Here is a 23,625-nt window from a genome sequence, read left to right on the forward strand (position 1 = left end):
TCCTTATCCGATGTTCGACAGTTTCAGCAGATGGCGCAGGTCGTTGAGCAGGTCCTTGCCCTTGACCCGGGCGTCATAGCGCAGCACCAGGTTGCTGTGGGGGTCGACGATCCACAGCTGTGGCGCATCCTTGTCGTTGGCACTCTTGCTGAAAGCCGCCAGGTCCAGCGGATAGCGTTGCAACTGCGGGTATTCGCGCTGCAGCTTGGCTTCGTACTCGGCGCTCAGCGGCTGGGCGCTGGCCAAGGCATGGCTGGCCCGGGAGGCATCGCGCCCCAAGGCCACCTGGATCTGCCGCGCCAGGTACACCAACTGCTGACAATCCACCGAACAGCCCTTGGGTGCGGTGACCAGGATCTGCCAGCGATCCTCCTCGGACTGCACGCCGATCTCGGCACGGGTCTGCCCGTTGCCGATCATTTCGCCGTGATAGCTGCGGCTTTCCGGCACCCAGAACTGCAGCTTGTACATGCCGGTGGCCAGGATCATCGGGCCAATGACCATCAGCAGGATGAGGATCAGCTGCCAGCGACCACGGCGCCGATTGGGCGCTTGGGCATCAGTGATGTTGGGTGGATTCATGGCCGCTCCCATGGCGTTTCTCCCGTGTGTTGTGCCAGCCGAAATAGAGGTAGAGGGCGAACAGGGCCAGGGCCATGGCGAACCACTGCACCGCATAGGCCTGATGTTTTTCCGGGCCCATGGCGACCACCGGCCATTCGGTCAGGTAGGCACCAGGACCAGACTCCTGGCGCACTTCATGGTTGAAGCCACTGCGCCCCAGTTCGGCCCATAACGCCTCTGGGGCTACCGCGGTGATTAACCGTGGCCAGGAAGCGCCGGCCGGGTCGGCATGCAGCTGGAACGCAGTGCCCGGAGAAATGTAAACCCAGGCATCCAGGCTCAGGCTCTGTTCCGGGGTGTTGAACACCGGTGGCGTGCGCCGGTCGGGCCAGGGCAGCCAGCCGCGATTGACCAGCAACCAACGACCGCTGGCCTGGTCGAGAAAGGGCTGCAGCAGCTCGACCCCAACCTTGCCGTCGTGCATGCGGTTATCCAGCAACAGGCTGTGATCCCCATCGAAATGACCATGCAAGCGGACCCGGCGAAAGGCCGGATCCTCGGCGGCCAACAGCTCGAACAAAGCCACCGGTTCAGCCGCACGGCGTTCGGCATAGCTGCTTAGCAATTGGCGTTTCTGCTCGCCGCGGCCCAGCTGCCAAAAGCCCAGGGAAACCAGCACCGGCAGCAGCAACAGCACCACCAGGGTCGGCACGACTCCCGGCCGGAAGCCCTTCATGGCCTGCCCGCAAAGTTATGAAATCGACTCGCTACACTGATGTGCATCGCGCTTCCCCCGGAGTCCCACCATGCTCAAAGCAGCCATCGTCCTGACGCTGATTGCCACGGTTATCAGCCTGTTCAGCGGCCTGTTCTTTCTGGTCAAGGACGACAGTCAATCCAAGCGCCTGCTGACGTCCCTGAGCATTCGTGTATGCCTGGCCGCGATCACCGTCGGCCTTATCGCCTGGGGCTTCTTCAGCGGTCAGTTGGTATCCCACGCCCCCTGGTAAGACTGCCTTAGAGCACGTAGACGAAAACGAACAAACCGATCCAGACCACATCGACGAAGTGCCAGTACCAACTGGCGGCTTCGAAGCCGAACTGGTGCTCGGCGTCGAAATGCCCACGCATGATGCGCATCAGCATCACGAACAGGATCAACGTGCCGATGGTCACGTGGGCACCGTGAAACCCGGTGAGCATGAAGAAGGTCGCGCCGTAGACACCCGACCCCAGCGTCAGACCAAGCTCGTGATAGGCGTGGATGTACTCTTGAGCCTGAAAGCCGAGAAACCCGCAGCCCAGCAACACGGTCAGCGCCAGCCAGATTTTCAGCGCCCCGCGATGGCCCTTTTTCAACGCATGGTGGGCAATGGTCACCGTGACGCTGGAGCTCACCAGCAGCACGGTGTTGAGCAGCGGCAGGCCCCAGGGACTGATGGTGCCCTTGGGCGAGGGAAAGAGTTTCGGATCGGGGTTGTTGAGCAGCGGCCAGACGAACTCGAAGTTCGGCCAGAGCATATGGGCGATGCCTTTGTGGCCTTCGCCTCCCAGCCAGGGTCCGGACAGATGACGCACGTAGAACAGCGCGCCAAAGAAGGCCATGAAGAACATCACTTCGGAGAAGATGAACCAGCTCATGCCCCAGCGGAACGAGCGATCAAGCTGGGCGCTGTAGAGACCGGCACGGCTTTCCTTGATCACCGCGCCGAACCAGCCGAACAGCATGTAGGCCAGCAACAAGCCGCCGACGAAGAAGATCAACGGGCCATGGGATTCCGGGCGCGCCGCCTTGAGGTCGTTGAACCAGGTTGCCAGGCCGAACATGGTGACAAACATGCCCACCGTCGCGATGATCGGCCACTTGCTCTGTGCGGGAACGTAATAGTGCTCATGAGTCGCCATTTATTGTTCTCCTTAATCGGTCACGCTGGAACCTCTTAACCACCCGTCTTGGCGCTGACCGCCACCGGTGGATGACGCGCGGTGATATCGAACAGCGTGTAAGCCAGCGTCAGGTGCTTCACATCCTTGGGCATGTCGCGATCGACAATGAAACGCACCGGCATCTCGATCTTCTCGCCGGGTTGCAGCACTTGCTGGGTGAAGCAGAAACACTCGGTCTTGTGGAAATACATGGCCGCACTGCTGGGGGAAATGCTCGGGATCGCCTGGGCGCTCATCGGGTGGTTGCTAGGGTTGCGGGCGACGAAAATCATCTCGTTCACGGCCCCCGGATGGACCACGATGTCATCGGCCTTGGGGTAGAAATCCCAGACCATGTCGATGGCGTTGGTGGACAGGAACTGCACCCGTATCTGACGCGACACATCCACCTGCTCACCTTGCGCCGAGTACTGCCCACCGGTCTTGCCATTGATCCCCAGGGCCTTGCACATCACGTCGTAGATCGGCACCAGGGCAAAGCCGAAGACAAACATCGCCACCACCACCAGCAACAGGCGGGTGACCAGCTTCTTCAACGAAATATCGGCCATCTCAAGCCCCTCCCGAACTTGTAGGAGCCGGCTTGCCGGCGAAGCGGGCGACGCCTTCTAGCGCCTGGCCCGACGCCTTCGCGAGCAAGCTCGCTCCTACAACACAGATGTTCATTTCACTTCCGGCGGCGTGACAAAGGTGTGATACGGCGCCGGTGATGGAATGCTCCATTCCAGCCCCTCGGCGCCTTCCCAGGGTTTGGCCGGAGCCGGCTTGCCGCCACGGATGGTCTTGATGACGATGAACAGGAAGAAGATCTGTGTCGCGCCAAAGGTGAAAGCCCCGATGGACGAAACCATGTTGAAGTCGGCGAACTGCAGGTTGTAATCCGGAATCCGCCGCGGCATGCCCGCCAGCCCGACAAAGTGCATGGGGAAGAACGCCATGTTCATGCCGACAAAGGACAGCCAGAAGTGCAGCTTGCCCAAGGTTTCGTCGTACATGTGCCCGGTCCACTTGGGCAGCCAGTAGTAGGCCGAGGCGAAGATCCCGAAGATCGCTCCAGGCACCAGCACGTAGTGGAAGTGCGCCACCACGAAGTAGGTGTCCTGGTACTGGAAGTCCGCCGGGGCGATGGCCAGCATCAGCCCGGAGAAACCGCCAATGGTGAACAGGATGACAAAGGCCACGGCGAACAGCATCGGCGTCTCGAAGGTCAGCGAGCCCTGCCACATGGTGCTCACCCAGTTGAACACCTTGACCCCGGTGGGCACGGCGATCAGCAGGGTGGCGTACATGAAGAACAGTTCGCCCACCAGCGGGATGCCCACTACGAACATGTGGTGCGCCCAGACGATGAACGACAGGAAAGCGATGGCCCCGGTGGCATAGACCATCGAGGTGTAGCCGAACAGCGGCTTGCGGCTGAAGGTCGGGATGATCGAGCTGACCGCGCCGAAGGCCGGCAGGATCATGATGTACACCTCGGGGTGGCCGAAGAACCAGAACACGTGCTGGAACAGCACCGGGTCACCGCCGCCGGCAGCGCTGAAGAAGCTGGTGCCAAAGTGGATGTCCATCAGCATCATGGTCACGCAGCCGGCCAGTACCGGCATCACCGCAATCAGCAGGAACGCGGTGATCAGCCAGGTCCAGACAAACAGCGGCATCTTCATCAGGGTCATGCCCGGGGCACGCAGGTTGAGGATGGTGGCGATTACGTTGATCGCTCCCATGATCGAACTGATGCCCATCAGGTGGATGGCGAAGATGAAGAACGTCACGCTTTCCGGCGCATAGGTGGTGGACAGCGGGGCGTAGAAGGTCCAGCCGAAGTTCGGCCCGCCACCGGGCATGAACAGGGTCGAGACCAGCAGCAGGAAGGCCGCCGGCAGCAGCCAGAAGCTGAAGTTGTTCATCCGTGGCAGGGCCATGTCCGGCGCGCCGATCATCAGCGGGATCATCCAGTTGGCCAGGCCGACGAAAGCCGGCATCACCGCACCGAAGACCATCACCAGGCCGTGCATGGTAGTCATCTGGTTGAAGAACGCCGGCTCGACGATCTGCAACCCGGGCTGGAACAACTCGGCGCGGATCACCATGGCGAAGGAACCACCCAGGAGGAACATGCAGAAGCTGAACCACAGGTACAGAGTCCCGATGTCCTTGTGGTTGGTGGTCAGTACCCAGCGCATCAGGCCTTTGGCGGGGCCATGGGCGTGGTCATCATGGCCGGCTTGGCCGTGGTCATCGATCACAGTACTCATGTCCTGTCTCCTGCGAGCGAATGGACTGGATGATCGGCGGCGGCGTGCCGCGACCGGTTGCGCAAATACCCGAAAGGCCGGCTCATTTGCTTTCCGCCTGTTTCAGCGCCAGGACTTCCTTGGGCGTGACCATGTCACCCTTGTTGTTGCCCCAGGCGTTGCGCTCGTAGGTCACTACCGCAGCAATGTCGACTTCAGACAGCTGCTTGCCGAAGGCCGCCATGGCAGTACCCGGCTTGCCGTGGAACACCAGGCTCAGGTGAGCCTCCTTGGGGCCGGTGGCAATCTTCGAACCCTTGAGCGCCGGGAACATCGGCGGCAGGCCCTGGCCCTCCGCCTGGTGACAGGCAACGCAGGTGGTGTGATAGATCTTGTCGCCACGGGCCACCAGTTCGTCGAGGGTCCATTCCTTGCTGGTCAGCTCCTTGAGCTTGGCGGCCTCGGCCTTGCGCTCGCCCATCCAGGTGTCATAGTCGGCCTGGCTCTTGACCTCGACCACGATCGGCATGAAGCCGTGATCCTTGCCACACAGCTCGGCGCACTGGCCACGGTAGATCCCGGGCTGGTCAACCCGCGTCCAGGCTTCGTTGACGAAACCGGGGATGGCATCGCGCTTGACCGCAAAGGCCGGTACCCACCAGGAGTGGATGACATCGGCGGCGGTCACCAGGAAACGCACCTTGGCGCCCACCGGCAGCACCAGCGGCTGGTCGACTTCCAACAGGTAGTGCTCGCCCTTGGCGGCCTTGTTGTGAATCTGCTCGGCGGGGGTCGCCAGGTTGCTGAAGAACTCCACATCCTGGCCCAGGTATTTGTAGTGCCACTTCCACTGGTAGCCGGTGACCTGAATGTCCACGTCCGGCTCACTGGTGTCGTACATTTTGATCAGGGTCGCGGTTGCAGGCACTGCCATGGCCACCAGGATCAGGAAAGGGATGATGGTCCAGAGGATTTCCACGGTGGTGCTTTCGTGGAACTTGGCCGGGACCTGGCCGGTGGAGCGACGGTGAACGATCATTGACCAGAACATCGCGCCGAAGACGATGACGCCGATCACCACACAGATCCAGAAGATGGTCATGTGCAGGTCGAATACCGCGTGGCTTATCTCGGTAGCCCCAGGCGTCATATTCACGGTCCAGGCGGCCTGCGCCTGGCTGAATATCGACCACAACAGGAGGCCCATCCAGACATGTGGATGTCGCATCATTGCGGGTTCCCCTTATCGTTCTTGTTATCCCGCCGGCTTTCACCTGCGGCAAGGGAGCGGCTGCCTAGACTACGAACTTAAACCGCCGGGCCTTCGCTGCACATGCAGTCGGGCGTCATCAGCTAACTTCATACAAGGGCGAGTATAGACAGCGACTCTCACCTCGCAACGCAGGGCGTAAATCAGCTGAAACACTTGCCAGGGAGGTTGCAGGCCACGGTAGGAAAGGAGTCGCAGGCCCGGGATGGCAGAACGATATAACCGTGATGACTAAGCATGAAATAATTATGACAAATGCGTCTTAGGCGATTTCGTGAGCGCGCTAACTTATGTCTTCCCTATTCAATTGCCCTTGTTCCCTGGAGTTTTCATGAACACCGCCGCCCTGCGCGAGCAGATCCAACTGGCCCAGCAACACGAAGCCAGCACGGGCCTTTTGACCCGTCAGTTGGAAACGCAACTGCCACACCTGCACCCCGCCATCCTGCTGCCCGAAGTCGACGCCAAGGGCGTCATGACCCGTTTCGTCAGCGCCTACATCAATCAGGTCCCGGACCTGCTGGACGCCGCCAACGCGGTCGCCCGGGAAGCCGGTATCGAATCGCAGATCAAACCCGTGCTGAAGATCGCCGAACAGTTCTTCCTCCAGCCTCCGGCCATCATGGAAGGCCACGTCGGCCTCGACAGCCTGCTGGACGAAGCCTACTTGGCACTGCGCCTGGTAGAAGAAGTCAACGACCTGTACATCAAGCATTTCGGCCGTCCACTGATCCCCCAGGACATGACGGTCGCCAACCTGATCGCTCACCAATTGATCGGCGAGACCTTCGCCAACCAGCTGGATGAGGCGGTGCATCACGCGGTCGACGCCATGCTCGACGAAGAAAGCTTCGCCCTGGAGTCAGTGGAAGCCTACCGCGACAAACTCAACAGCCCGGACACCGAGGCCGCCTGGAAGCGCTGGCCGTGCCTGTCACGCCAGCTAGGCGTGGAACTGGAACTCGACCAGCCCGCCGCCTGACTCCCATCCTCGCCAGCAAGGCTCGAACCGAGTCTTGTGGCGAAGGGACCAAGCCTCCCGCTCCGCATCGCAACCTTCAAGTCAGGCCTCGATTTCAACCTCCAGCAGACACAACTCCAATCCAGCGGATGGAACTCAAGCGCCTTGCAAAACAGCGTTTCCAACCCCGAGCCTCGATAACCCCAACTCTCCCGACATTTACTCCAGGCGTGGCAAAGCCGGACCACGCAAACGGCGGTCCTGGCTATAGCCACACAGGGGATTTAGAAGCGCGCTTTGGGCGTCGCCATGGGCACCGGGTGGGTGCCATCGAGCGGCAGGAAGCAGCCCTTGTCCGCGTCGTAGGCCTTGATCGAACTGGTCTCGATGTCGTAGACCCAGCCATGGATGAACAATTGCCCGTTGGCCATGCGCGAAGCCACGGAAGGGTGGGTGCGCAGATGCTGCAACTGGGCGATGACGTTCTCCTCGGTCAGCACATGCATGCTCGAGGCTTCATCGGCGCAATCACAGTTCTCGTCAACCATGGTCCGGGCCACTTCGGCGTGGCGCAGCCAGGCCTTGACCGTGGGCATCTTCTCCAGGCTTTGCGGGTTGAGTACCGCACGCATGGCGCCGCAGTCCGAGTGCCCGCAGACGATGATGTGGTGTACCCCGAGGGCCAGCACCGCGTATTCGATCGCCGTCGACACACCGCCGTTCATCTGCCCATAGGGTGGCACCACGTTGCCCACGTTACGGGTCACGAACAGGTCGCCGGGGGAGCTTTGGGTGATCAGCTCGGGAACGATGCGCGAATCCGCGCAAGCGATGAACATCGCCCGCGGCCGCTGGGCAGTGGCGAGCTTCTTGAACAATTCTTCCTGCTGCGGGAAGACTTCATGATGAAAATGCAAAAAGCCGTCAACGATATGCTGCAACGCTGCATCGGCAGTTTCGGCAACCTCGGTGGGTGCGGGAGCCGACGCAGCCAACGGCTGTTTATCCTTATCACTCATGATTCATGCCTCTCTGTCGGATTGGGTGAATTTTCCAGAATTATCCGGCACGACGCCAGCAATCGATTAAAAAATAACCGAGCCGCCGACCGAGACCCATCAGTCACAGGATGGACAAGGTCACGGTAAAAACTTAACTAAAACTGAATGGAGCGCTCTAGAACGCCACTATGGGCGATGGCAAAAGGTGACCCGCGTACCTCGGCCAGCGGCGCCCACTCCTCAACGATAGGCCAATGCCACTCACAGCAACGACATCTGCCCACCCGGCGGACAGAAGGCCGAGCAATCGAGATCGAAGCCTTCGCGACCGTTGAGCCCCAGGCGCTTGAGTGCCTTGGTAAAGCGCTGGGCCAGCAGGTCGGCGAAGGGCCCCTCACCGCGCATGCGGGCACCGAAACGGCTGTCGTAGAGCTCACCGCCCCGGCTCTGACGGATCAGGCTGAGCACGTGGGCCGCCCGCTGCGGGTAATGCGCCGCCAGCCATTCCTCGAACAGCGGCGCCACTTCCAGGGGCAACCGCAGCATCATGTAGGCCGCGCTCTGCGCCCCGGCGGCATGGGCCTCGCTGAGCAGGCTTTCCAGCTCGCTGTCGTTGATCATCGGGATCATCGGCGAACACAGCACCCCCACCGGGATGCCTGCTTCACGCATCACCCGGATCGCCCGCAAGCGTGCCTTGGGCGCCGCCGCCCGCGGTTCGAGAATCCGCTTCAGCTCATCGTCCAGGGTGGTCAGGCTGATCATCACCGCGACCAGCCGCTGCCGGGCCAGTTCGCTCAGCAGGTCGAGGTCCCGCAGGATCAGCGAACCCTTGGTGACGATGGTCACCGGGTGCCGATAGCGCAGCAGCACCTCCAGAGTGCGCCGGGTCAGTTGCTGTTCCCGCTCGATGGGCTGGTAGGGATCGGTGTTGGAGCCCAGGTTGATCGGCGCACAACGGTAGCCGGGCTTGGACAACTGCTGCTCCAGCAAGGCCGCGGCATTGCTCTTGGCGATCAGCTTGGTTTCGAAATCCAGTCCCGGGGACAGGTCCCAATAGGCGTGACTGGGCCGCGCGTAGCAATAGATGCAGCCATGCTCGCAGCCGCGATAGGGATTGATCGAACGGTCAAAGGGCAGGTCCGGCGAACTGTTGCGGGTGATGATCGACTTGGCGGTTTCAAAGCGCACTTCGGTGCCCTGCGTCAGCGGCACTTCCTGGTACCAGCCGTCATCCTCGGCCACCGAGCGGTTGGGGGCGAAGCGATTGTGCGGATTGCTCGCGGTGCCGCGACCACGAGGAGGCAGGGGGCTGAACATGAGGGCGCTCCATTACTGTATGTGCATACAGTAATGGAGTCGGATTTGTCTGACCAGCACCGCCGGACCGAAACCCAGCCCTGTAAGTGAAGGCTCCCCGCACGATGCAGGCCGCACCTTCGCCGGCAAGCCGGCTCCTACAGTTTTGTGCCGTTAGCGTATAAGGCAGGCTCAAAGAACAGGAGCACAAGCATGCCCAGGACACCCGGCACGCTGGAAAAGATCTTCTACGCGGCAGACGCCTACCTCCCGAGCTACGAACAAGGCGCCGACCTGATCATCGTCAAGGCACCGGATGGCCAGCTCTGGGGCCTGGCCTGCGAGTTCGACCTGTGCACCCAGGACATCGAGAAGGCCGCGGTGAGCGACCATCAGCCCTTCGATGCAGCAGACCCGAAGTTCTCCGAGGTGCGCTGGAGCCCCTACCACGATGGCATCGGCCTGCTGCCCGCAAGCTGGGAGGACCTGACGAACGCCGGGCTGACGCACTGCATCGCCGGCTATCAGCTGGAAAGCCGCCTGGGCATCCAGCGCTTCGGCCAGGGCTGAACAGCCATCCCGGGCCGGCGCCCACAGCGGGCGCCGGCCTTGGGGTCAGTGGCTGGTGACCTGCCCCAGGTCATCGTTGGAGGTGCTCTGCAGGTCGCCATTGCGCAGCGCCGCCACGTCCCCGGGCTTCACCACCGATGCCTGGTTGCCCCAGCTGCTGCGGATGAAGTTGACCACGTCGGCCACCTCCTGGTCCGACAGGCGCCAGGCGAACGCCGGCATGGTGAAGGTCGAAGGCGCGCTGTGGGTCGCCGGCAGGGTGCCGCCCTTGAGCACGATATGGATCAGCGAGGTGGCATCCGCCGATTGCAGCACCGGGTTGCCTGCCAGCGCCGGGAACACCCGGGTATAGCCGTGGCCATCGGTACGGTGACAGGCCGCGCAGTTGTCGATGTACACCGCCGCGCCCGGCTTGCTGTCGTCACCTTTCCACAGGGCTTGAGCCACTTGCTTGTCGTACTGGTGCGGCTGGTCCTTGGGGTCATTGGCCGGCAATGACTTGAGGTAGCGGGCAATCGCCGTCAGGTCAGCCTCGGTCATGTACTGCATGCTGTGCACCACCACATCGCTCATGCCGCCGAACACCGCGCTGCGATCGCTGCGGCCGGTCTTGAGAAACTGCACCAGTTGCTCTTCGCTCCAGCTGCCCAGGCCGTCCTTGTGGTCACCGCGCAGGCTCTTGGCGATCCAGCCTTCCAACGGTGCGCTGCCGGAAAGGAAGGCACTGCCGTCGCTGGCGCTCAGGGCCTTCTCCTGCATGGTCAGGGCCCGTGGCGTATGGCAAGCGCCACAGTGGCCGAGGCCTTCCACCAGGTAGGCGCCGCGGCTGATCACAGGATCGCTGCCGGTCGCCAGCGCCGGGGTCTCCACGCTCGGCGCGAACATCCAGCGCCAGATCGACAGCGGCCAGCGCATGCTCAGTGGCCAGGGGATATCACTGTCCTGGTTGTCCCGGGCCACCGGTGCTACGCCCTTCATGAAGTAGGCGTACAACGCCTGCATGTCGGCGTCGCTGACCCGTGCATAAGACGGGAAGGGCATGGCCGGGTACAAGGTGCTGCCGCTCTTGGCCACGCCATGGCGCACGGCCTTGTCGAAGTCCTCGAAGCTGTAGCCGCCAATACCGCTCTGGTCCGGGGTGATGTTGGTGGAGTAGATCACCCCGATAGGGGTTTCCATCGGCAGCCCGCCGGCGAACGGCTTGCCGTCCTTGGCGGTATGGCAGGCCACGCAGTCACCGGCACGGGCCAGGTATTCACCCTGTTTGACCAACGCCTGCTGATCGGCTTCAGTGGCGTAGAGCGAGGCACTGCCCAGCAGCGCCAAGGTGGCGATAACGAATGCTTTCATGGTCATCGCTCCTTATGCCTGAACCAGTGGGCCGGGGTTTTTCAGGTACTGCTCACGAATCGCCCGGGCCGACCAATAGGTCAGCGCCGCCACCAGGCCGGTGGGGTTGTAGCCCAGGCCCTGAGGGAAGGCCGAAGCCCCCGGAACGAAGACGTTGTGCACGTCCCAGCTCTGCAGATAGCGATTGAGGGCACTGGTTTTCGGGTCGACGCCCATGATCGCGCCACCGTTGAGGTGAGTGGTCTGGTAGGACACAGTATTGAAGTGTTCACCGACCTTCTTGCCCAGCAGGGCAATGGCCTTGGGGTTCATCGCCTCGGCGATCTTGCCCATCTTCTCGACCATGAAGCGATTCATCTTGATGTCGTTTTCCTGCCAGTCGAAGGTCATTCGCAGCAGAGGCAGGCCGTAGGCATCACGGTACACCGGGTCCAGATCCAGGTAGTTGCCACGGTAGGACTGATGCGCACCGTGGGCGTCCATGGACACTTGGTGGGTGTAGTAGTCGGCGGTGGCTTTCTTCCAGGCACTGCCCCAGGCCGGAGTGCCCGGCGGGTTGGAGGTGCCGGCGATTGGCCGGCTGCCGGCCTGGTTGACCCACATCGGCGAGCCGCCGACGAAGCCGTGTGGGCCGTGGTCGAAGTTGTCGGCGTTGAAGTCGTCCACCGCCACGCCGTTGCCGCCGGCGCCGATGAAGTTGTTGGTGTGCACGTCCTTGTCGAAGTAGGCCTTGATGGTGGCCATGTTCTGGTAGGCGAAGTTCTTGCCCACCACCCCTTCGCCGGTGATCGGGTCGTAGGGCTTTCCGATACCCGAAAGCAGCATCAGACGCACGTTGTGGAACTGGAAGGCACCGAGGATCACCAGGTCCGCCGGCTGCTCGATTTCCCGGCCCTGGCCGTCGACGTAGGTGACACCTGTGGCTTTGGTCTTACTGCTGTCGAGGTTGACCTTGAGCACGTGGGAGTTGGGCCGCAATTCGAAGTTCGGCAGCGGCTTGAGGGCCGGCAGAATGTTCACATTGGGCGATGCCTTGGAATACATGTAGCAAACGTAGCCGCTGCAGAAACCACAGAAGTTGCACGGCCCCATCTGCGCGCCGTAGGGATTGGTGTAAGGCCCAGAGGTATTGGCCGATGGCAGGTTGTAAGGCTTGTAGCCCACCTCACCAGCTGCTTTCTGAAACAGCTGTGCGGAATAGGTGTTCTTCTGCGACTCCAGCGGGAAGTGGTCCGAGCGATCCGGCGCATAAGGGTTGCCACCCTTGCCGTCGCCGACCAACTGGCCCTTCACGGTCCAGGCCTGGCCCGAGGTACCGAAGACTTTTTCCGCGTAATCGAAGAACGGCTCCAGCTCTTCATAGCTGACGCCGAAGTCCTGGATGGTCATGTCCTGGGGGATGAAATTCTTGCCGTAGCGTTCTTCATAGTGACTGCGCATGCGCAATTCGATGGGGTCTACGCGAAAGTGCACGCCGGACCAGTGCAGGCCGGCACCGCCCACGCCGTTGCCCGGCAGGAAAGCACCCAACTGACGGTTGGGCAGGGCCACATCGTTGACGCTGTGGCGGATGGTCACCGTCTCTTTGGAAATGTCCTGGAAGAGTTTCTTGCGCACACTGTAGGTAAGTTCGTCGATCACCTGGGGATAGTTGCCGTCCGGGTAGGTGTCCTGCATTGGCCCACGTTCCAGGGCCAGCACGTTGAGCCCGGCCTCGCTCAGCTCCTTGGCCATGATCGCGCCGGTCCAGCCGAACCCGACGATCACTGCATCGACCTTCTTCATTACCGTTGCCATGCTCAAGCCCTCTCGCCGCGAATCGACACTGCCGGGAAGGGGTATTGCTCGTTGCGTTCCACCCAATCCATGAAATCGGCGCGCGCGCCGGGAAAACCGATCAGGGTCCAGCCCACCAGGCCTTTATTGCCCCCGTGGATCGGATCACTGAAGAAGCCTTCCTTGGTGTTCTGCAGCAACAGATTGAAGAAAAGCTTGGCCGGGAGTGCATCGAACTGCGGGATTCCGGCCTCCAGCTGCTTGAGCAAAGCGTCTCGGGTAGCGCTGTCTTGAGCAGCAAAAACTTGGCCCTTGAGGTCTTTGCACCATGCATCCACAGCAGCAATGCCCAGGCGATAGATGTCCTTGGGCACCAGCTTGCTCTGCCAGCCCATCTCCGGCGCGGCGTCAGCCTTGAACGGGCCTTGCATGTACCACAGGGCACCGGCGGCGTAAGGCGTGTTCATTTGTCGGTCGATGTACTCCGGCACCCCGGCTTCCAGGGCGCCCGGCCCTATTTCGTCCGCCGGGATCAGGCGTTCCACTGCCGCCTTGATGAAGGCCCACTCTTCGGCGCTGAAGTAACTTGGCGCATAGCTCTGGCTGGCGCTGGGCAGTTGGCCCGGGGCGGCCGGCTTGGCAGGGGCGACAGTCTCGGGCGCGGCCGCCAGCATGGAACTGCCCAGGCCGGTACTGGCGACGGTGACCACAGGGATCAAGGTCAAGGATTTACGCAAGAACTCACGCCGCGGGTTGTCTCGATCTTGATCAGACATGGGTGCACCTCATCAGGCATTGATGGATTGTTCAGCCGCGTCATGGCGCGACTTTATGTTTGGGCAACGCAAAAGGCCGGGGAGGCCCCCGGTTTATGAACACATCAGCAAACTTTAGTTACAAATGGTAGCAGGCTAAGCATCAAGATGAATCGTTTCAGTCGGAAAAAAGATCAGAAACCGCTGTAAATGCGCTTCAGCTTCACGTTTCTTTGACAGTGGGCTCACGGGGCTTTGACCGAGTGCAAGGGACACTGCATGACATTCAATGCCCCCAATCAGTGCCCCCCTCACATGTCCAGAATTCGCTTCATTCCTGCACTTTGTCTGTCGCTGCTGGCACTGATCGCCGGGGCGCAGGCCCAAGCCGCTGATGCCCCCACCAATCGCCCGGAGCAGTGGGCCCAACCGGTGGAAAAACAGTACAACCTGTATCAGATGTCGCCGACTCTGTACCGCAGCGCCCTGCCGGACAAAGGCGCAGTACCGCTGCTGGAGAAACTCAAGGTCGGGACGGTGATCAACTTCCTCCCAGAGTCCGACTCCAGCTGGCTATCGGCCCCGGGCATCAACCAGGTGCAGTTGCCCTACCGCACCAACCACGTGGATGACGCCGACGTGCTCAAGGCCCTGCGCGCCATCCAGACCGCCGAAGCCCAAGGCCCGGTGCTGATGCACTGCAAGCATGGTTCGGACCGCACCGGCCTGATGTCGGCAATGTATCGGGTGGTGGTCCAGGGCTGGAGCAAAGAAGATGCGCTGAATGAAATGACCCAGGGCGGGTTCGGCGACAGTTCCCACTTCAAGGACGGCATTCGCTACATGATGCAGGCCAATATCGACAAATTGCGCACTGCGCTGGCCAATGGCGACTGCAGCACCAGCGTGTTTGCCACCTGTTCGGTGAAAAGCTGGTTCGAGACGGTGGGCGCCAGCAAGCCGCTGAGCAACTGATACACAGCAGAACCTTGTAGGTGCGCGCTTGCTCGCGAGAGCGCTCTAGCGAAGGGAAGGGGGGCGAATCGATTCGCCGACAAGCCGGCTCCTACACAGGAGCCGGCTTTTTCTTGCGCGGTCAGTCAGGCTTTTTCTTCAACTTGGGGTTGGGGAAGAACTGCACCGATTGCACCTTGGTGTCCGCCACTTTCGGCGTGGTGATGTTGACCCGCGTCCCGAGCTCCTTGGGCACTGACAAACCCTGCTCGTTGAGGGTGTCAGCGTAACCACAGGCCACGCACTCGCGATGAGGCACGTTGTCCTCACTCCACATCATCAGCTTGTCCTGCTCACTGCACGCCGGGCAGACCGCCCCGGCGATAAAGCGTCTCTTGGTCTTCACGGGTGCTTCACTCATGCTGCCGCGTCCTCACTGAGGCCGCTGTGGCGCAAGAGTGCGTCAATCGACGGTGCCCGTCCGCGAAAATCGACGAACAACACCATCGGTTCCTGGGAGCCGCCGCGAGCCAGGATCGCCTCGCGGAACGCTCGTCCAGTGGCCGGATTGAGCACGCCGTCTTCCTCGAACTTGGAGAAAGCGTCAGCCGACAGCACTTCCGCCCACTTGTAGCTGTAGTAACCCGCGGCATAACCGCCGGCGAAGATGTGGGCAAAGCTGTTGGGGAAGCGGTTGTACGCCGGCGGACGCATCACCGAGACCTCATCACGCACGGTTTCCAGCACCTGCAGCACACTGCGACCGTCGCCGTGGGTGGCATGCAGATCGAAGTCGAACAGCGAGAACTCCAGCTGGCGCACCATCATCAGCCCGGACTGGAAATTCTTCGCCGCGAGCATCTTCTGCAACAGATCCTCAGGCAACGGTTCGCCGCTTTCATAGTGACCGGAGATCAGCGCCAGGCCTTCCGGCTCCCAGCACCAGTTCTCCATGAACTGGCTCGGCAGTTCCACCGCATCCCAGGCCACGCCGTTGATCCCGGACACACCGGCGTGCTCGACGCGGGTCAGCAGGTGGTGCAGACCGTGGCCGAACTCATGGAACAGGGTGGTGACTTCATCGTGGGTCAGCAGCGCGGGCTTGCCACTGTCAGCCGGAGTGAAGTTGCACACCAGGTTGGCCACCGGGCTCTGCAACACCCCGTCAACGGTGCGGCGACGATCACGGGCACCGTCCATCCAGGCACCGCCACGCTTGTTGGCGCGAGCGTAAAGGTCGAAGAAGAAACGGCCCACGTGCTGGCCGTTTTCCTTGATCTCGAACAGGCGCACATCGGGATGCCAGGTATCGAAACCTTTCTGCTCGGCGATCTCGATGCCATACAGACGCTGAACGATGGCGAACAGCCCGCTCAGCACCTTGTCGATGGGGAAGTAGGCGCGCAGGGCTTCCTGGGACACGCTGTAGCGTTGCTCGCGCAGCTTCTCGCCGTAGAAGCCGCTGTCCCAGCTTTGCAGATCGGCGCAGCCTTGTTCGGCGGCATAGGCCCGCAGTTGCTCCAGGTCCTGGGCGGCAAACGGCTTGCTGCGCTTGGCCAGGTCTCGCAGAAAACTCAGCACCTGATCGCTGGACTCAGCCATCTTGGTGGCCAGGCTCAGCTCGGAGAAGCTGGCAAAACCCAGGAGCTTGGCCAGTTCCTGACGCAAGTCGAGGATTTCTTCCATCACCGGACCGTTGTCGTTCTGGCCGGCGTTAGGGCCCTGGTCCGAGGCGCGGGTGCAATAGGCGGCGTAGACCTCTTCGCGCAGGGCACGGTCCTGGGCGTAGGTCATCACTGCGTAGTAGCTGGGGAATTCCAGGGTGATCAGCCAGCCATCCAGCTCCTTGGCCTGGGCCGCGGCGGCCATCTGCGCCTTGGCCGAATCGGTCAGGCCGGCCAGGGCCGTTTCGTCAGTGATGTGCTTGGTCCAGGCCTGGGTAGCGTCCAGCAGCTGGTTGGAGAAGCGGCTGCCCAGTTCGGAAAGCTTCATCTGGATTTCGCCGTAGCGCTGCTGCTGATCCACCGGCAGGTCGATGCCAGACAGGCGGAAGTCACGCAGGGTGTGCTCGAGAATGGTCTTCTGCGCCACATCGAAGCCAGCTGCTTCGGGGCTGCCGGCCAGGGCCTCGTAGGCCTTGAAGAGCTCGCGATTCTGACCCTGCTCGGTCCAGTACTCGGACAGCATCGGCAGGCAAGCCTCGTAGGCAGCACGCAGCTCGGCGTTATTGCACACGGCGTTCAGATGGCTCACCGGACTCCAGGCGCGGCCAAGGCGTGCGCCCAGTTCGTCCAGCGCCAGCACCAGGCCCTGCCAGGTCGGCGTGCCTTCCTGCTGCTCCAGCAGCTTGGCGGTGGCGGCGCGGTTATCCGCGAGCAGAGTCTCGATAGCAGGCTGGACGTGCTCGGGACGAATGGCGGAATAGGGCGGCAGGTCGAAGTCCTGCAGGAGGGGATTGCTGGAGCTCAAGGCATTCACCTGTAGATTGCGTCTGGGTAGAGGTTTATAGAGCAGCAAGAAACAGAGAGGGGGCGCAAGCCCCCTCCGGAAATTATTTTCGTCTCCTGTTCAGATGCCAGGAGCCGTTTTTCGGTAGACCGCTGATGCCCTTGGCGATCTTTTCAATCTGTCCACCGCGACGCAGATATACCGCGACATGCACTGCGATTGATTCACGGGTTTCTATAGCCGCTTTACTTCCGGCCTTGCTCGCAGAAGATCTGATGCGCAAGGTGGTCATAAACATACTCCTTTCCAGAGACGGCCAGCCATTATGCCAGATTATTGACACCTTGGCCAAAGAAGGGCATTCAGCTAAGGAAATCCCTCATTTTCGACGATTTTCCCGGATCGATAGCGACCATCTTAAATTACAATCGGCGCCGGATGCAGCCACAGGAATGTCTATGAAAGCGATTAGAAAATATCAGGGCGTGACGCCACAACTTGGCGAGCGGGCCTTTGTCGACCACTCGGCGGTGGTCATCGGCGACGTCCAGATCGGCGCCGACAGCTCGGTCTGGCCCATGACCGTGATCCGCGGCGACATGCAGCGCATCCGCATCGGTGCGCGCACCAGCGTGCAGGACGCCAGCGTGCTGCACATCACCCACGCCGGCCCCTTCAACCCCGATGGCTTCCCGCTGCTGATCGGCGATGACGTGACCATCGCCCACAAGGTCATGCTCCACGGCTGCAGCATCGGCAGCCGTGTGCTGATCGGCATGTGCAGCATCGTCATGGACGGCGCGGTGGTGGAGGACGAGGTGATCGTCGGCGCCGGCAGCCTCGTGCCGCCAGGCAAGCGCCTGGAAAGCGGCTTCCTCTACGTCGGCAGCCCGGTGAAACAAGTGCGGCCATTGACCGACAAGGAACGAGCCTTCTTCACCTACAGCGCCGCCAACTACGTGAAGCTCAAAGACCTGCACCTGGCCGAAGGCTACGACCGCCCCTGATCAACTGTTGCTCTGCCCGGGAACTCCCATGCATTACCAAACCGTATTGTTCGACCTTGACGGCACCCTGACCGACCCTCGTGAGGGCATCACTCGCTCGATCCAGTTTGCCCTGGCCAAGCTGGGGATCGATGAGCCAGACCTGACCAAACTGGAGCACTTCATCGGCCCACCGCTGCTGCAAGCCTTTATGCAGTTCTATGACTTCGATGAAGCCCGGGCCTGGGAAGCGGTGAATTTCTACCGCGAGCGCTTCAAGGTCACCGGCCTGTATGAAAACCGCGTCTTCGATGGCGTCACGCCGTTGCTGGAAACCCTCGGTGGGCAAGGGCGCCAGCTATACATCGCAACGTCCAAGCCCTGGGTGTTCGCTCGGGAGATCGCCCGCCACTTTGACTTCGCCCGGCATTTCAAGGTGATCTACGGCAGCGAACTGGACGGCACCCGCACCGACAAGGTGGAGCTGATCGCGCATTTGCTGGAACAGGAACAGCTCGACCCGGCCAGCACCCTGATGATCGGTGATCGCAAGCACGACCTGATCGGCGCCCGGCGCAACGGGCTGGATGCAGCAGCGGTGGGTTATGGCTTTGGTAGCCGTGAAGAGTTGAGTGCAGAGGCGCCGGCCTATCACTTCGAAACCCTGAGCGAGTTGCGCCAGGCGTTTCTGCCGCGCTAGGGCAATCCCTTCGCCGGCCAGCTACTGGACAGGTGCAGCAACCGGCTGGCCAGCGAACGCATCCGGCAACTTGATCAAGGCTGCCTTACGCTGATCTGCCGGCAATCGCCCCAGCTTCTCCACTGCCAGGAAGAACGCCGGCCAATCCCCATTCACCTGCTTGAACAACTCGGCAAACGCCGGCACCCACTGGTCGTACAGACCGAAGGGCAGCAAACGGGCGTTGTTCAACGGGGCATTGATCCAGGCGTCATAGCGCGTGGAACCAGCCCATTGACTATCACGCAACTGACGATAGTCGCGGCGCATGCGCTCGAACTCCTGCACCTTGCGCTGACGCATCTGCTCGGTGGGCAAGGGCAGGGCATACAGTTGTTCCAGGCGTTTACGGGTATCGAGCACCAGTTGGGTGAATTGATCACGCTGACGCAACTCAGTGTTGTTGAGCGGCGGCAGGGCGCGGTAAGTCCGCCACTGCCGGGTACCTTCCTGCTCGACGAAGGTGGCGTAGGACTCATTGAATTCAGTGTCGTCCTTCACATAAAAACGCTGGTGCGCCAGCTCATGAAAGATCAGGGTCGCCAGACGCTCATCGCCCCACTGCATCATCGAGCTGATGATCGGGTCATCGAACCAGCCCAGGGTCGAATAAGCCTCCACACCGCCAATCGCCACGTCCATGCCTTGTTGCTTCTGCAACGCCGCTTCACCCCGGGCCGCGCCCTGGCTGTAATAGCCGCGGTAGGCCACGCAGCCGGCAATGGGGAAGCAATGGGTTTGCGGGCTCAGGGAAAACTCCGGCGTGGCGAACACGTTCCACACCACATAGGGCCGGCCGATGTCGACGTACAGGCGGTAGCTGCGGTTATCCGGTAGATGCAGGTGCTGACTGGCAAAGCTCCGGGCCTGTTGCGACTGCAGCAGATGGGCGCGCAGGGTCGGGTCGCGGGAAGGGTCGGCCGCCACTTGGGCCACCGGCGTGCGCCCCCGCAACAGCTGCAGTTGACCGCCGGCCAACTGGCTGTAGTAGCCGATGCTGCTGCAACCGTTGAGCAGCAAAAGCATCAGGGCCGGAAACAAAAGGCGCAAAAGAAGATCAAGTACCCCATGGCTTGGACGCAGCCTATTCACATCGAATCATCCAGAGAGAGTCTGCCCGCAAGACTATCTCGCCTGCCTGGAGTTTCGCCATGCGCGTATTGCTATTGAGCGCCGGACTGCTGACCCTCGCCGGTTGCGCCGGGCTACCCGCCCCCGACCCGGCGCAAGCCTGGATCGACCTCACACCGCCCCGGGACAGCCACCTGCAAGCCCTGGAAGTGGACAAACAGAGCACCCTCGACCCGCGCTACTTCCAGGTCCAGCCCGGCAGCCATGAACTGACCTTGCGCTACCAGTTCGCCGTACAGCCAAGCAACATCGGCCCGGACGCCGAGCCGCTGTGGCGCGACTGTCAGCTGAATGTGAAATTCACCGATTTCAGCGCCGGCCAGCGCTACCAGGTACAAGCCGGCAACATTGGCTTCCACCCTTGGGCCAGGCTCTACGACGAGCAGCACACTCTACTTGGCAATGCCCAGCCCGCAGGCTGCCAGCGCAGCTGATCGGCGCTATGCTGAGAGCCTCTCGCTCATTCGGCCCTCATCATGCGCCAGCCACTGCTGATCCTCGCCCTTACCACCCTCAGTGCTTGCAGCACGCCGTTGCCCAGCGTCGATCCGCAGCAGGCCTGGATCGACCTGGCCACTCCGACCCCGGGCGGCAAGTTGGTGATGGCCGAGCGCCTGGATAACCAGCGCCTGAGCGACGGCCGCTACTTCCAGGTCAGCCCCGGCAGCCACGAATTGATGGTGCGTTTCGACTTCGAAGTCTCCGCCGGCGGCATGGGCATGAACACCGATCCTCAGGAGCGGCTGTGCTATCTGAGTGTGCGCTATGACCATTTCCAGGCCGGCCAGCGCTATCGCCTGGAGGCGCGCAACCTGGCGTTCACCCCCAGCGCCCGGTTGTACAACGCCCAGCGCGAGATCGTCGCCGAGGAGCGCATGATCAACTGTGTGCCCTGAACAGGTTCAGCGATCGTTCTTCTGGTAGATAATCTTCTTCGTGCCGTTTTCACAGCTGCCGACCACCATGTTGTTGTCATGAACTTCGTCGTTACTGACGATTTCCAGGGTGTAGGACGCAACGCCCTGAGCCTGGATCTTGGCTTCGATCTCGGCCTTGAGTTCATCACAGGGCTTGGGCGCAGCCAGGGCCGATGTGGCCAGCGCGCAACTTACTACCGCCAAGGCAAAACGTTTCATGATCTAAAGCTCCCTTGCTACGGCGCGCACGAGCGTACGCTGAAGCCGCAGTCGCGTATTCGACCACATTTGCGGGAAACGAGTTCTGATCTGTCGCACAGACTGGAACACCCGGCTCCTAGCAGATGCGCATAGGAGCCGGCTGGCCGGCGAGGCCCTTGAGTCAGCTGACCAAGGTTGCCTCCAGGCTGATCTTGGCATTGAGCACCTTGGACACCGGGCACCCCTCCTTGGCCTTGCTGGTCAGTTCATCGAACTGCTGCTGGCTGGCCCCGGGGATCTTTGCCTTGAGGATCAGGTGCACCGCCGTGATGGCAAAACCGCCATCGAGCTGATCCAGGGTCACTTCCGCCTGGGTGTCGATGCTCTCGGCCTTGAGCCCGGCGTCCCCGAGAATCATCGACAGCGCCATGGAAAAGCAGCCCGCATGGGCGGCGCCGATCAACTCTTCCGGATTAGTGCCCCTGCCACCCTCGAAGCGAGCCTTGAAGCCATAAGGCGCCTCACGCAATACCCCAGTTTCAGTCGAAATCGAGCCGATACCGGTTTTCAGATCACCTTGCCAATGAGCCGAGGCTTTCTTTTTGATACTCATCTCTTTCTCCTCAAGAACCGGTGCGAAGGCTCGCACCGCTATGGTTTGCGCTGCCTAAGGGTTCTGAGGATAGATCCGCAGGCAAAGTTCAGCCGGGGTGATCGACGCTTGTTTACCCGACAAACTCACTCTGACTATTGAAACTCGGGTATATGCCCACATTGCATAGGTCTGACTTACAGAATTCGGCAGGTTTTGGCTCATGACAAAAGCCTGCTCGCCCTCCAGGAGAAGCAGGCTTATGAAACCGCTGTCCGCTGTTAAATTCTCGACCCTCGACCTGGTGCCCGTCCGCGAAGACGGCAGCCCCGCACAGTCCCTGCGCAACTCCCTGGACCTGGCGCAGCATGTGGAAAAATTCGGCTACAACCGCTTCTGGGTCGCTGAACACCACAACATGGACGGCATCGCCAGCTCCGCCACCTCGGTATTGCTGGGCTACCTGGCCGGTGGCACGTCAAGCATTCGTGTCGGCTCCGGCGGGGTCATGCTGCCCAACCACGCGCCGCTGGTGATTGCCGAACAGTTCGGCACCCTGGAAAGCCTGTACCCAGGCCGTATCGACCTGGGCCTGGGCCGTGCTCCGGGTTCAGACCAGATGACCGCCCGTGCCCTGCGCCGGGAACGCTCCGGCAGCGCCGATGATTTCCCCGACGATGTCGCCGAACTGATGGCCTATCTCGGCCCTCGCACGCCAGAACAACGGGTGATTGCAGTTCCGGGCACCGGGACCAACGTGCCTGTGTGGCTGCTGGGTTCCAGCCTGTTCAGCGCGCAATTGGCAGGAGAGCGGGGTTTGCCTTACGCCTTCGCCTCACATTTCGCACCGCGCTACATGCATGAGGCGATTCGCGTCTATCGCAATCATTTCAAACCCTCGGCCGTGCTCGACAAACCTTACGTGATGCTCGGCGTGCCTCTGGTAGCGGCGGATACCGATGAGCAGGCCGACTACCTCGCCACCTCGGTGTACCAGCGAATCCTCGCGTTGATGCGTGGCCAGAGCCTGGTGCAGCGCAAACCGGTGCAGAGCATGGACGGCCTGTGGCTGCCCCATGAGAAGGAAGCGGTAATGAGTTTCCTGGGACTGGCGATGATCGGCAGCCCGGCGAAAATCCGCGCCAAGCTGCAAGTGCTGATCGAACAGACCGGTGCCGATGAGCTGATCTTCACCTGCGACCTGTACGAGCACGCCGATCGCCTGCATTCCTATGAGCTGCTGTCACAGGTGATGAAAGGCTGAGCCCGCAGGAAGGCTGTTTTTTCAGGCACAAAAAAGCCGACGCCTTGGCGTCGGCTTTTCAATGGGCATCTACAAAGGCTCAACTGCGCTTGTAGACAATTTCCTTGGTGCCGGCTTCGCAGGTGCCGACCACTTTGCCGTCAGCCGCCGCGCCTTTCTCGACCACTTCCAGCGAGTAATGCTTGGCGCCCTTGGCATCAATCTTCGCGGCAATTTCGCTTTTCAGCTCTTCGCACGGCTTGGCGGCAGCAAGGGCAGTTCCCGCAAGACTCAACAAAGCGGCTGCTAGTACTAGTTTTTTCATCGGTCACATTCCCTGGTCGGATCAAAAGAGGCGGCATTGAGGCCAGCCTGACAAAAGCTCAAGACAGTTGTAGCGCTTTGCCACTTCCTATGGCACTCGGCCAGCGCACAAGTTCCTGAGCCTAGCTCAAGCCTTTAACTATTGGCAATCCGAAAGCCGACCTTAAGCGTGACCTGGAAGTGCGCCGCTTTACCGTCCTTGATATGACCGCGTGTTTCGGTCACCTCGAACCACTCCAGGTGCTTGATGCTCTTGTATGCCTCGGCCAAGGCATTGTTGATCGCATCTTCGATGCTGTTCGGCGACGAACCCACCAATTCGACTTTCTTGTAGGTGTGATGATCAGTCATGGCGCTCTC

Annotated in this window: 28 protein-coding genes; 9 read left to right on the forward strand and 19 right to left on the reverse strand. The window is 61.3% G+C overall.

The window, feature by feature from the left end:
• Positions 1 to 3: 3 nt before the first annotated feature.
• Both GV818_RS12415 and GV818_RS12420 read right to left on the reverse strand, forming a co-directional pair.
• Positions 4 to 594: a hypothetical protein gene (locus tag GV818_RS12415; RefSeq protein ID WP_161776682.1), complete on the reverse strand. Its 591-nt coding sequence runs from the start codon at positions 592 to 594 to the stop codon at positions 4 to 6.
• Positions 560 to 1,300 (reverse strand): SURF1 family protein, encoded by a 741-nt coding sequence (locus GV818_RS12420; RefSeq protein WP_161776683.1) that lies wholly within the window; start codon positions 1,298 to 1,300, stop codon positions 560 to 562. Before GV818_RS12420 ends, GV818_RS12415 begins: the two co-directional genes overlap by 35 nt.
• 70 nt (positions 1,301 to 1,370) lie before the next feature.
• Between GV818_RS12420 and GV818_RS12425 the strand changes: the two genes are divergently transcribed.
• On the forward strand, positions 1,371 to 1,574 hold the full coding sequence (locus GV818_RS12425; protein ID WP_161752377.1) for a twin transmembrane helix small protein: 204 nt from the start codon (positions 1,371 to 1,373) through the stop codon (positions 1,572 to 1,574).
• 7 nt (positions 1,575 to 1,581) lie between these two features.
• Here the strand turns inward: GV818_RS12425 and GV818_RS12430 are convergent, their stop codons facing one another.
• The 4 genes from GV818_RS12430 to coxB form a co-directional block, all read right to left on the reverse strand.
• Positions 1,582 to 2,469 (reverse strand): cytochrome c oxidase subunit 3, encoded by an 888-nt coding sequence (locus tag GV818_RS12430; protein ID WP_161752379.1) that lies wholly within the window; start codon positions 2,467 to 2,469, stop codon positions 1,582 to 1,584.
• A 35-nt stretch (positions 2,470 to 2,504) separates the two neighbouring features.
• Positions 2,505 to 3,062, reverse strand: a complete 558-nt coding sequence (locus tag GV818_RS12435) for a cytochrome c oxidase assembly protein (RefSeq protein ID WP_161776684.1) — start codon at positions 3,060 to 3,062, stop codon at positions 2,505 to 2,507.
• 111 nt (positions 3,063 to 3,173) lie between these two features.
• Complete coding sequence (gene ctaD / locus GV818_RS12440) at positions 3,174 to 4,769, reverse strand: cytochrome c oxidase subunit I (protein WP_161752383.1); 1,596 nt, start codon at positions 4,767 to 4,769, stop codon at positions 3,174 to 3,176.
• An 82-nt stretch (positions 4,770 to 4,851) separates the two neighbouring features.
• Positions 4,852 to 5,979 carry a cytochrome c oxidase subunit II gene (gene coxB, locus GV818_RS12445; RefSeq protein WP_161752385.1) on the reverse strand — a complete coding sequence of 376 codons (1,128 nt, stop codon included), beginning with the start codon at positions 5,977 to 5,979 and terminating at the stop codon, positions 4,852 to 4,854.
• Between the two features lie 370 nt (positions 5,980 to 6,349).
• Here coxB and GV818_RS12450 point away from each other — a divergent pair, with 370 nt between their 5' ends.
• Positions 6,350 to 7,000, forward strand: coding sequence for a hypothetical protein (locus GV818_RS12450; protein WP_161752387.1), 651 nt, complete (start codon positions 6,350 to 6,352; stop codon positions 6,998 to 7,000).
• 263 nt (positions 7,001 to 7,263) lie between these two features.
• Here the strand turns inward: GV818_RS12450 and GV818_RS12455 are convergent, their stop codons facing one another.
• The gene (locus GV818_RS12455; RefSeq protein WP_161752389.1) at positions 7,264 to 7,998 is read right to left on the reverse strand and encodes a carbonic anhydrase; all 735 of its coding nucleotides are present in this window, start codon (positions 7,996 to 7,998) and stop codon (positions 7,264 to 7,266) included.
• A 243-nt stretch (positions 7,999 to 8,241) separates the two neighbouring features.
• Positions 8,242 to 9,300, reverse strand: coding sequence for a PA0069 family radical SAM protein (locus GV818_RS12460; RefSeq protein ID WP_161776685.1), 1,059 nt, complete (start codon positions 9,298 to 9,300; stop codon positions 8,242 to 8,244).
• 192 nt (positions 9,301 to 9,492) lie between these two features.
• On the opposite strand from GV818_RS12460, the gene GV818_RS12465 reads away from it, so the two are divergent.
• Positions 9,493 to 9,849: a hypothetical protein gene (locus GV818_RS12465; RefSeq protein ID WP_161776686.1), complete on the forward strand. Its 357-nt coding sequence runs from the start codon at positions 9,493 to 9,495 to the stop codon at positions 9,847 to 9,849.
• Positions 9,850 to 9,894: 45 nt separating this feature from the next.
• Here GV818_RS12465 and GV818_RS12470 read toward each other — a convergent pair whose 3' ends face one another.
• From GV818_RS12470 to GV818_RS12480, 3 genes are read right to left on the reverse strand one after another with little or no spacing between them, the layout of a single operon-like run.
• Positions 9,895 to 11,199 carry a c-type cytochrome gene (locus tag GV818_RS12470; RefSeq protein WP_161776687.1) on the reverse strand — a complete coding sequence of 435 codons (1,305 nt, stop codon included), beginning with the start codon at positions 11,197 to 11,199 and terminating at the stop codon, positions 9,895 to 9,897.
• A 12-nt stretch (positions 11,200 to 11,211) separates the two neighbouring features.
• Entirely contained in the window at positions 11,212 to 12,996 is a 1,785-nt protein-coding gene (locus GV818_RS12475; RefSeq protein WP_161776688.1) for a GMC family oxidoreductase, read from the reverse strand.
• A gap of 2 nt (positions 12,997 to 12,998) precedes the next feature.
• Positions 12,999 to 13,751 (reverse strand): gluconate 2-dehydrogenase subunit 3 family protein, encoded by a 753-nt coding sequence (locus GV818_RS12480; protein WP_161776689.1) that lies wholly within the window; start codon positions 13,749 to 13,751, stop codon positions 12,999 to 13,001.
• Positions 13,752 to 14,045: 294 nt separating this feature from the next.
• Between GV818_RS12480 and GV818_RS12485 the strand changes: the two genes are divergently transcribed.
• Positions 14,046 to 14,705, forward strand: coding sequence for a phosphatase domain-containing protein (locus tag GV818_RS12485; protein WP_161752401.1), 660 nt, complete (start codon positions 14,046 to 14,048; stop codon positions 14,703 to 14,705).
• Between the two features lie 121 nt (positions 14,706 to 14,826).
• On the opposite strand, the gene GV818_RS12490 is transcribed toward GV818_RS12485, so the two are convergent.
• The 3 genes from GV818_RS12490 to GV818_RS12500 all read right to left on the reverse strand — a co-directional run bounded on the left by GV818_RS12490 (position 14,827) and on the right by GV818_RS12500 (position 17,415).
• Positions 14,827 to 15,105, reverse strand: a complete 279-nt coding sequence (locus GV818_RS12490; RefSeq protein ID WP_161752403.1) for a YheV family putative zinc ribbon protein — start codon at positions 15,103 to 15,105, stop codon at positions 14,827 to 14,829.
• Complete coding sequence (prlC, locus tag GV818_RS12495) at positions 15,102 to 17,153, reverse strand: oligopeptidase A (protein ID WP_161776690.1); 2,052 nt, start codon at positions 17,151 to 17,153, stop codon at positions 15,102 to 15,104. Before prlC ends, GV818_RS12490 begins: the two co-directional genes overlap by 4 nt.
• Positions 17,154 to 17,235: 82 nt before the next feature.
• The gene (locus GV818_RS12500) at positions 17,236 to 17,415 is read right to left on the reverse strand and encodes a hypothetical protein (protein ID WP_178124883.1); all 180 of its coding nucleotides are present in this window, start codon (positions 17,413 to 17,415) and stop codon (positions 17,236 to 17,238) included.
• A gap of 175 nt (positions 17,416 to 17,590) precedes the next feature.
• Here GV818_RS12500 and GV818_RS12505 point away from each other — a divergent pair, with 175 nt between their 5' ends.
• Together GV818_RS12505 and GV818_RS12510 are read left to right on the forward strand one after the other, a co-directional pair.
• The gene (locus GV818_RS12505) at positions 17,591 to 18,139 is read left to right on the forward strand and encodes a gamma carbonic anhydrase family protein (protein WP_161752409.1); all 549 of its coding nucleotides are present in this window, start codon (positions 17,591 to 17,593) and stop codon (positions 18,137 to 18,139) included.
• 28 nt (positions 18,140 to 18,167) lie between these two features.
• Positions 18,168 to 18,818, forward strand: a complete 651-nt coding sequence (locus GV818_RS12510) for an HAD family hydrolase (protein WP_161776691.1) — start codon at positions 18,168 to 18,170, stop codon at positions 18,816 to 18,818.
• Between the two features lie 21 nt (positions 18,819 to 18,839).
• Here GV818_RS12510 and GV818_RS12515 read toward each other — a convergent pair whose 3' ends face one another.
• Positions 18,840 to 19,883 carry an aminopeptidase gene (locus tag GV818_RS12515; RefSeq protein ID WP_256679466.1) on the reverse strand — a complete coding sequence of 348 codons (1,044 nt, stop codon included), beginning with the start codon at positions 19,881 to 19,883 and terminating at the stop codon, positions 18,840 to 18,842.
• Between the two features lie 125 nt (positions 19,884 to 20,008).
• Between GV818_RS12515 and GV818_RS12520 the strand changes: the two genes are divergently transcribed.
• Positions 20,009 to 20,422: a hypothetical protein gene (locus GV818_RS12520; protein ID WP_161752414.1), complete on the forward strand. Its 414-nt coding sequence runs from the start codon at positions 20,009 to 20,011 to the stop codon at positions 20,420 to 20,422.
• A gap of 42 nt (positions 20,423 to 20,464) precedes the next feature.
• The gene (locus tag GV818_RS12525; RefSeq protein WP_161752416.1) at positions 20,465 to 20,884 is read left to right on the forward strand and encodes a hypothetical protein; all 420 of its coding nucleotides are present in this window, start codon (positions 20,465 to 20,467) and stop codon (positions 20,882 to 20,884) included.
• A 6-nt stretch (positions 20,885 to 20,890) separates the two neighbouring features.
• Here GV818_RS12525 and GV818_RS12530 read toward each other — a convergent pair whose 3' ends face one another.
• Positions 20,891 to 21,124: a DUF1161 domain-containing protein gene (locus tag GV818_RS12530; RefSeq protein ID WP_161752418.1), complete on the reverse strand. Its 234-nt coding sequence runs from the start codon at positions 21,122 to 21,124 to the stop codon at positions 20,891 to 20,893.
• A 163-nt stretch (positions 21,125 to 21,287) separates the two neighbouring features.
• Complete coding sequence (locus tag GV818_RS12535; RefSeq protein WP_161776693.1) at positions 21,288 to 21,719, reverse strand: OsmC family protein; 432 nt, start codon at positions 21,717 to 21,719, stop codon at positions 21,288 to 21,290.
• 241 nt (positions 21,720 to 21,960) lie between these two features.
• Here GV818_RS12535 and GV818_RS12540 point away from each other — a divergent pair, with 241 nt between their 5' ends.
• Complete coding sequence (locus tag GV818_RS12540) at positions 21,961 to 22,962, forward strand: LLM class flavin-dependent oxidoreductase (RefSeq protein WP_161752422.1); 1,002 nt, start codon at positions 21,961 to 21,963, stop codon at positions 22,960 to 22,962.
• 79 nt (positions 22,963 to 23,041) lie between these two features.
• Here the strand turns inward: GV818_RS12540 and GV818_RS12545 are convergent, their stop codons facing one another.
• Together GV818_RS12545 and GV818_RS12550 are read right to left on the reverse strand one after the other, a co-directional pair.
• Entirely contained in the window at positions 23,042 to 23,266 is a 225-nt protein-coding gene (locus GV818_RS12545) for a DUF1161 domain-containing protein (protein ID WP_161752424.1), read from the reverse strand.
• A 134-nt stretch (positions 23,267 to 23,400) separates the two neighbouring features.
• Entirely contained in the window at positions 23,401 to 23,616 is a 216-nt protein-coding gene (locus GV818_RS12550) for a dodecin (protein WP_161752426.1), read from the reverse strand.
• Between the last annotated feature and the right edge of the window lie 9 nt (positions 23,617 to 23,625).

The organism is Pseudomonas sp. Fl4BN1, from assembly GCF_009908285.1.
GTDB lineage: Bacteria > Pseudomonadota > Gammaproteobacteria > Pseudomonadales > Pseudomonadaceae > Aquipseudomonas.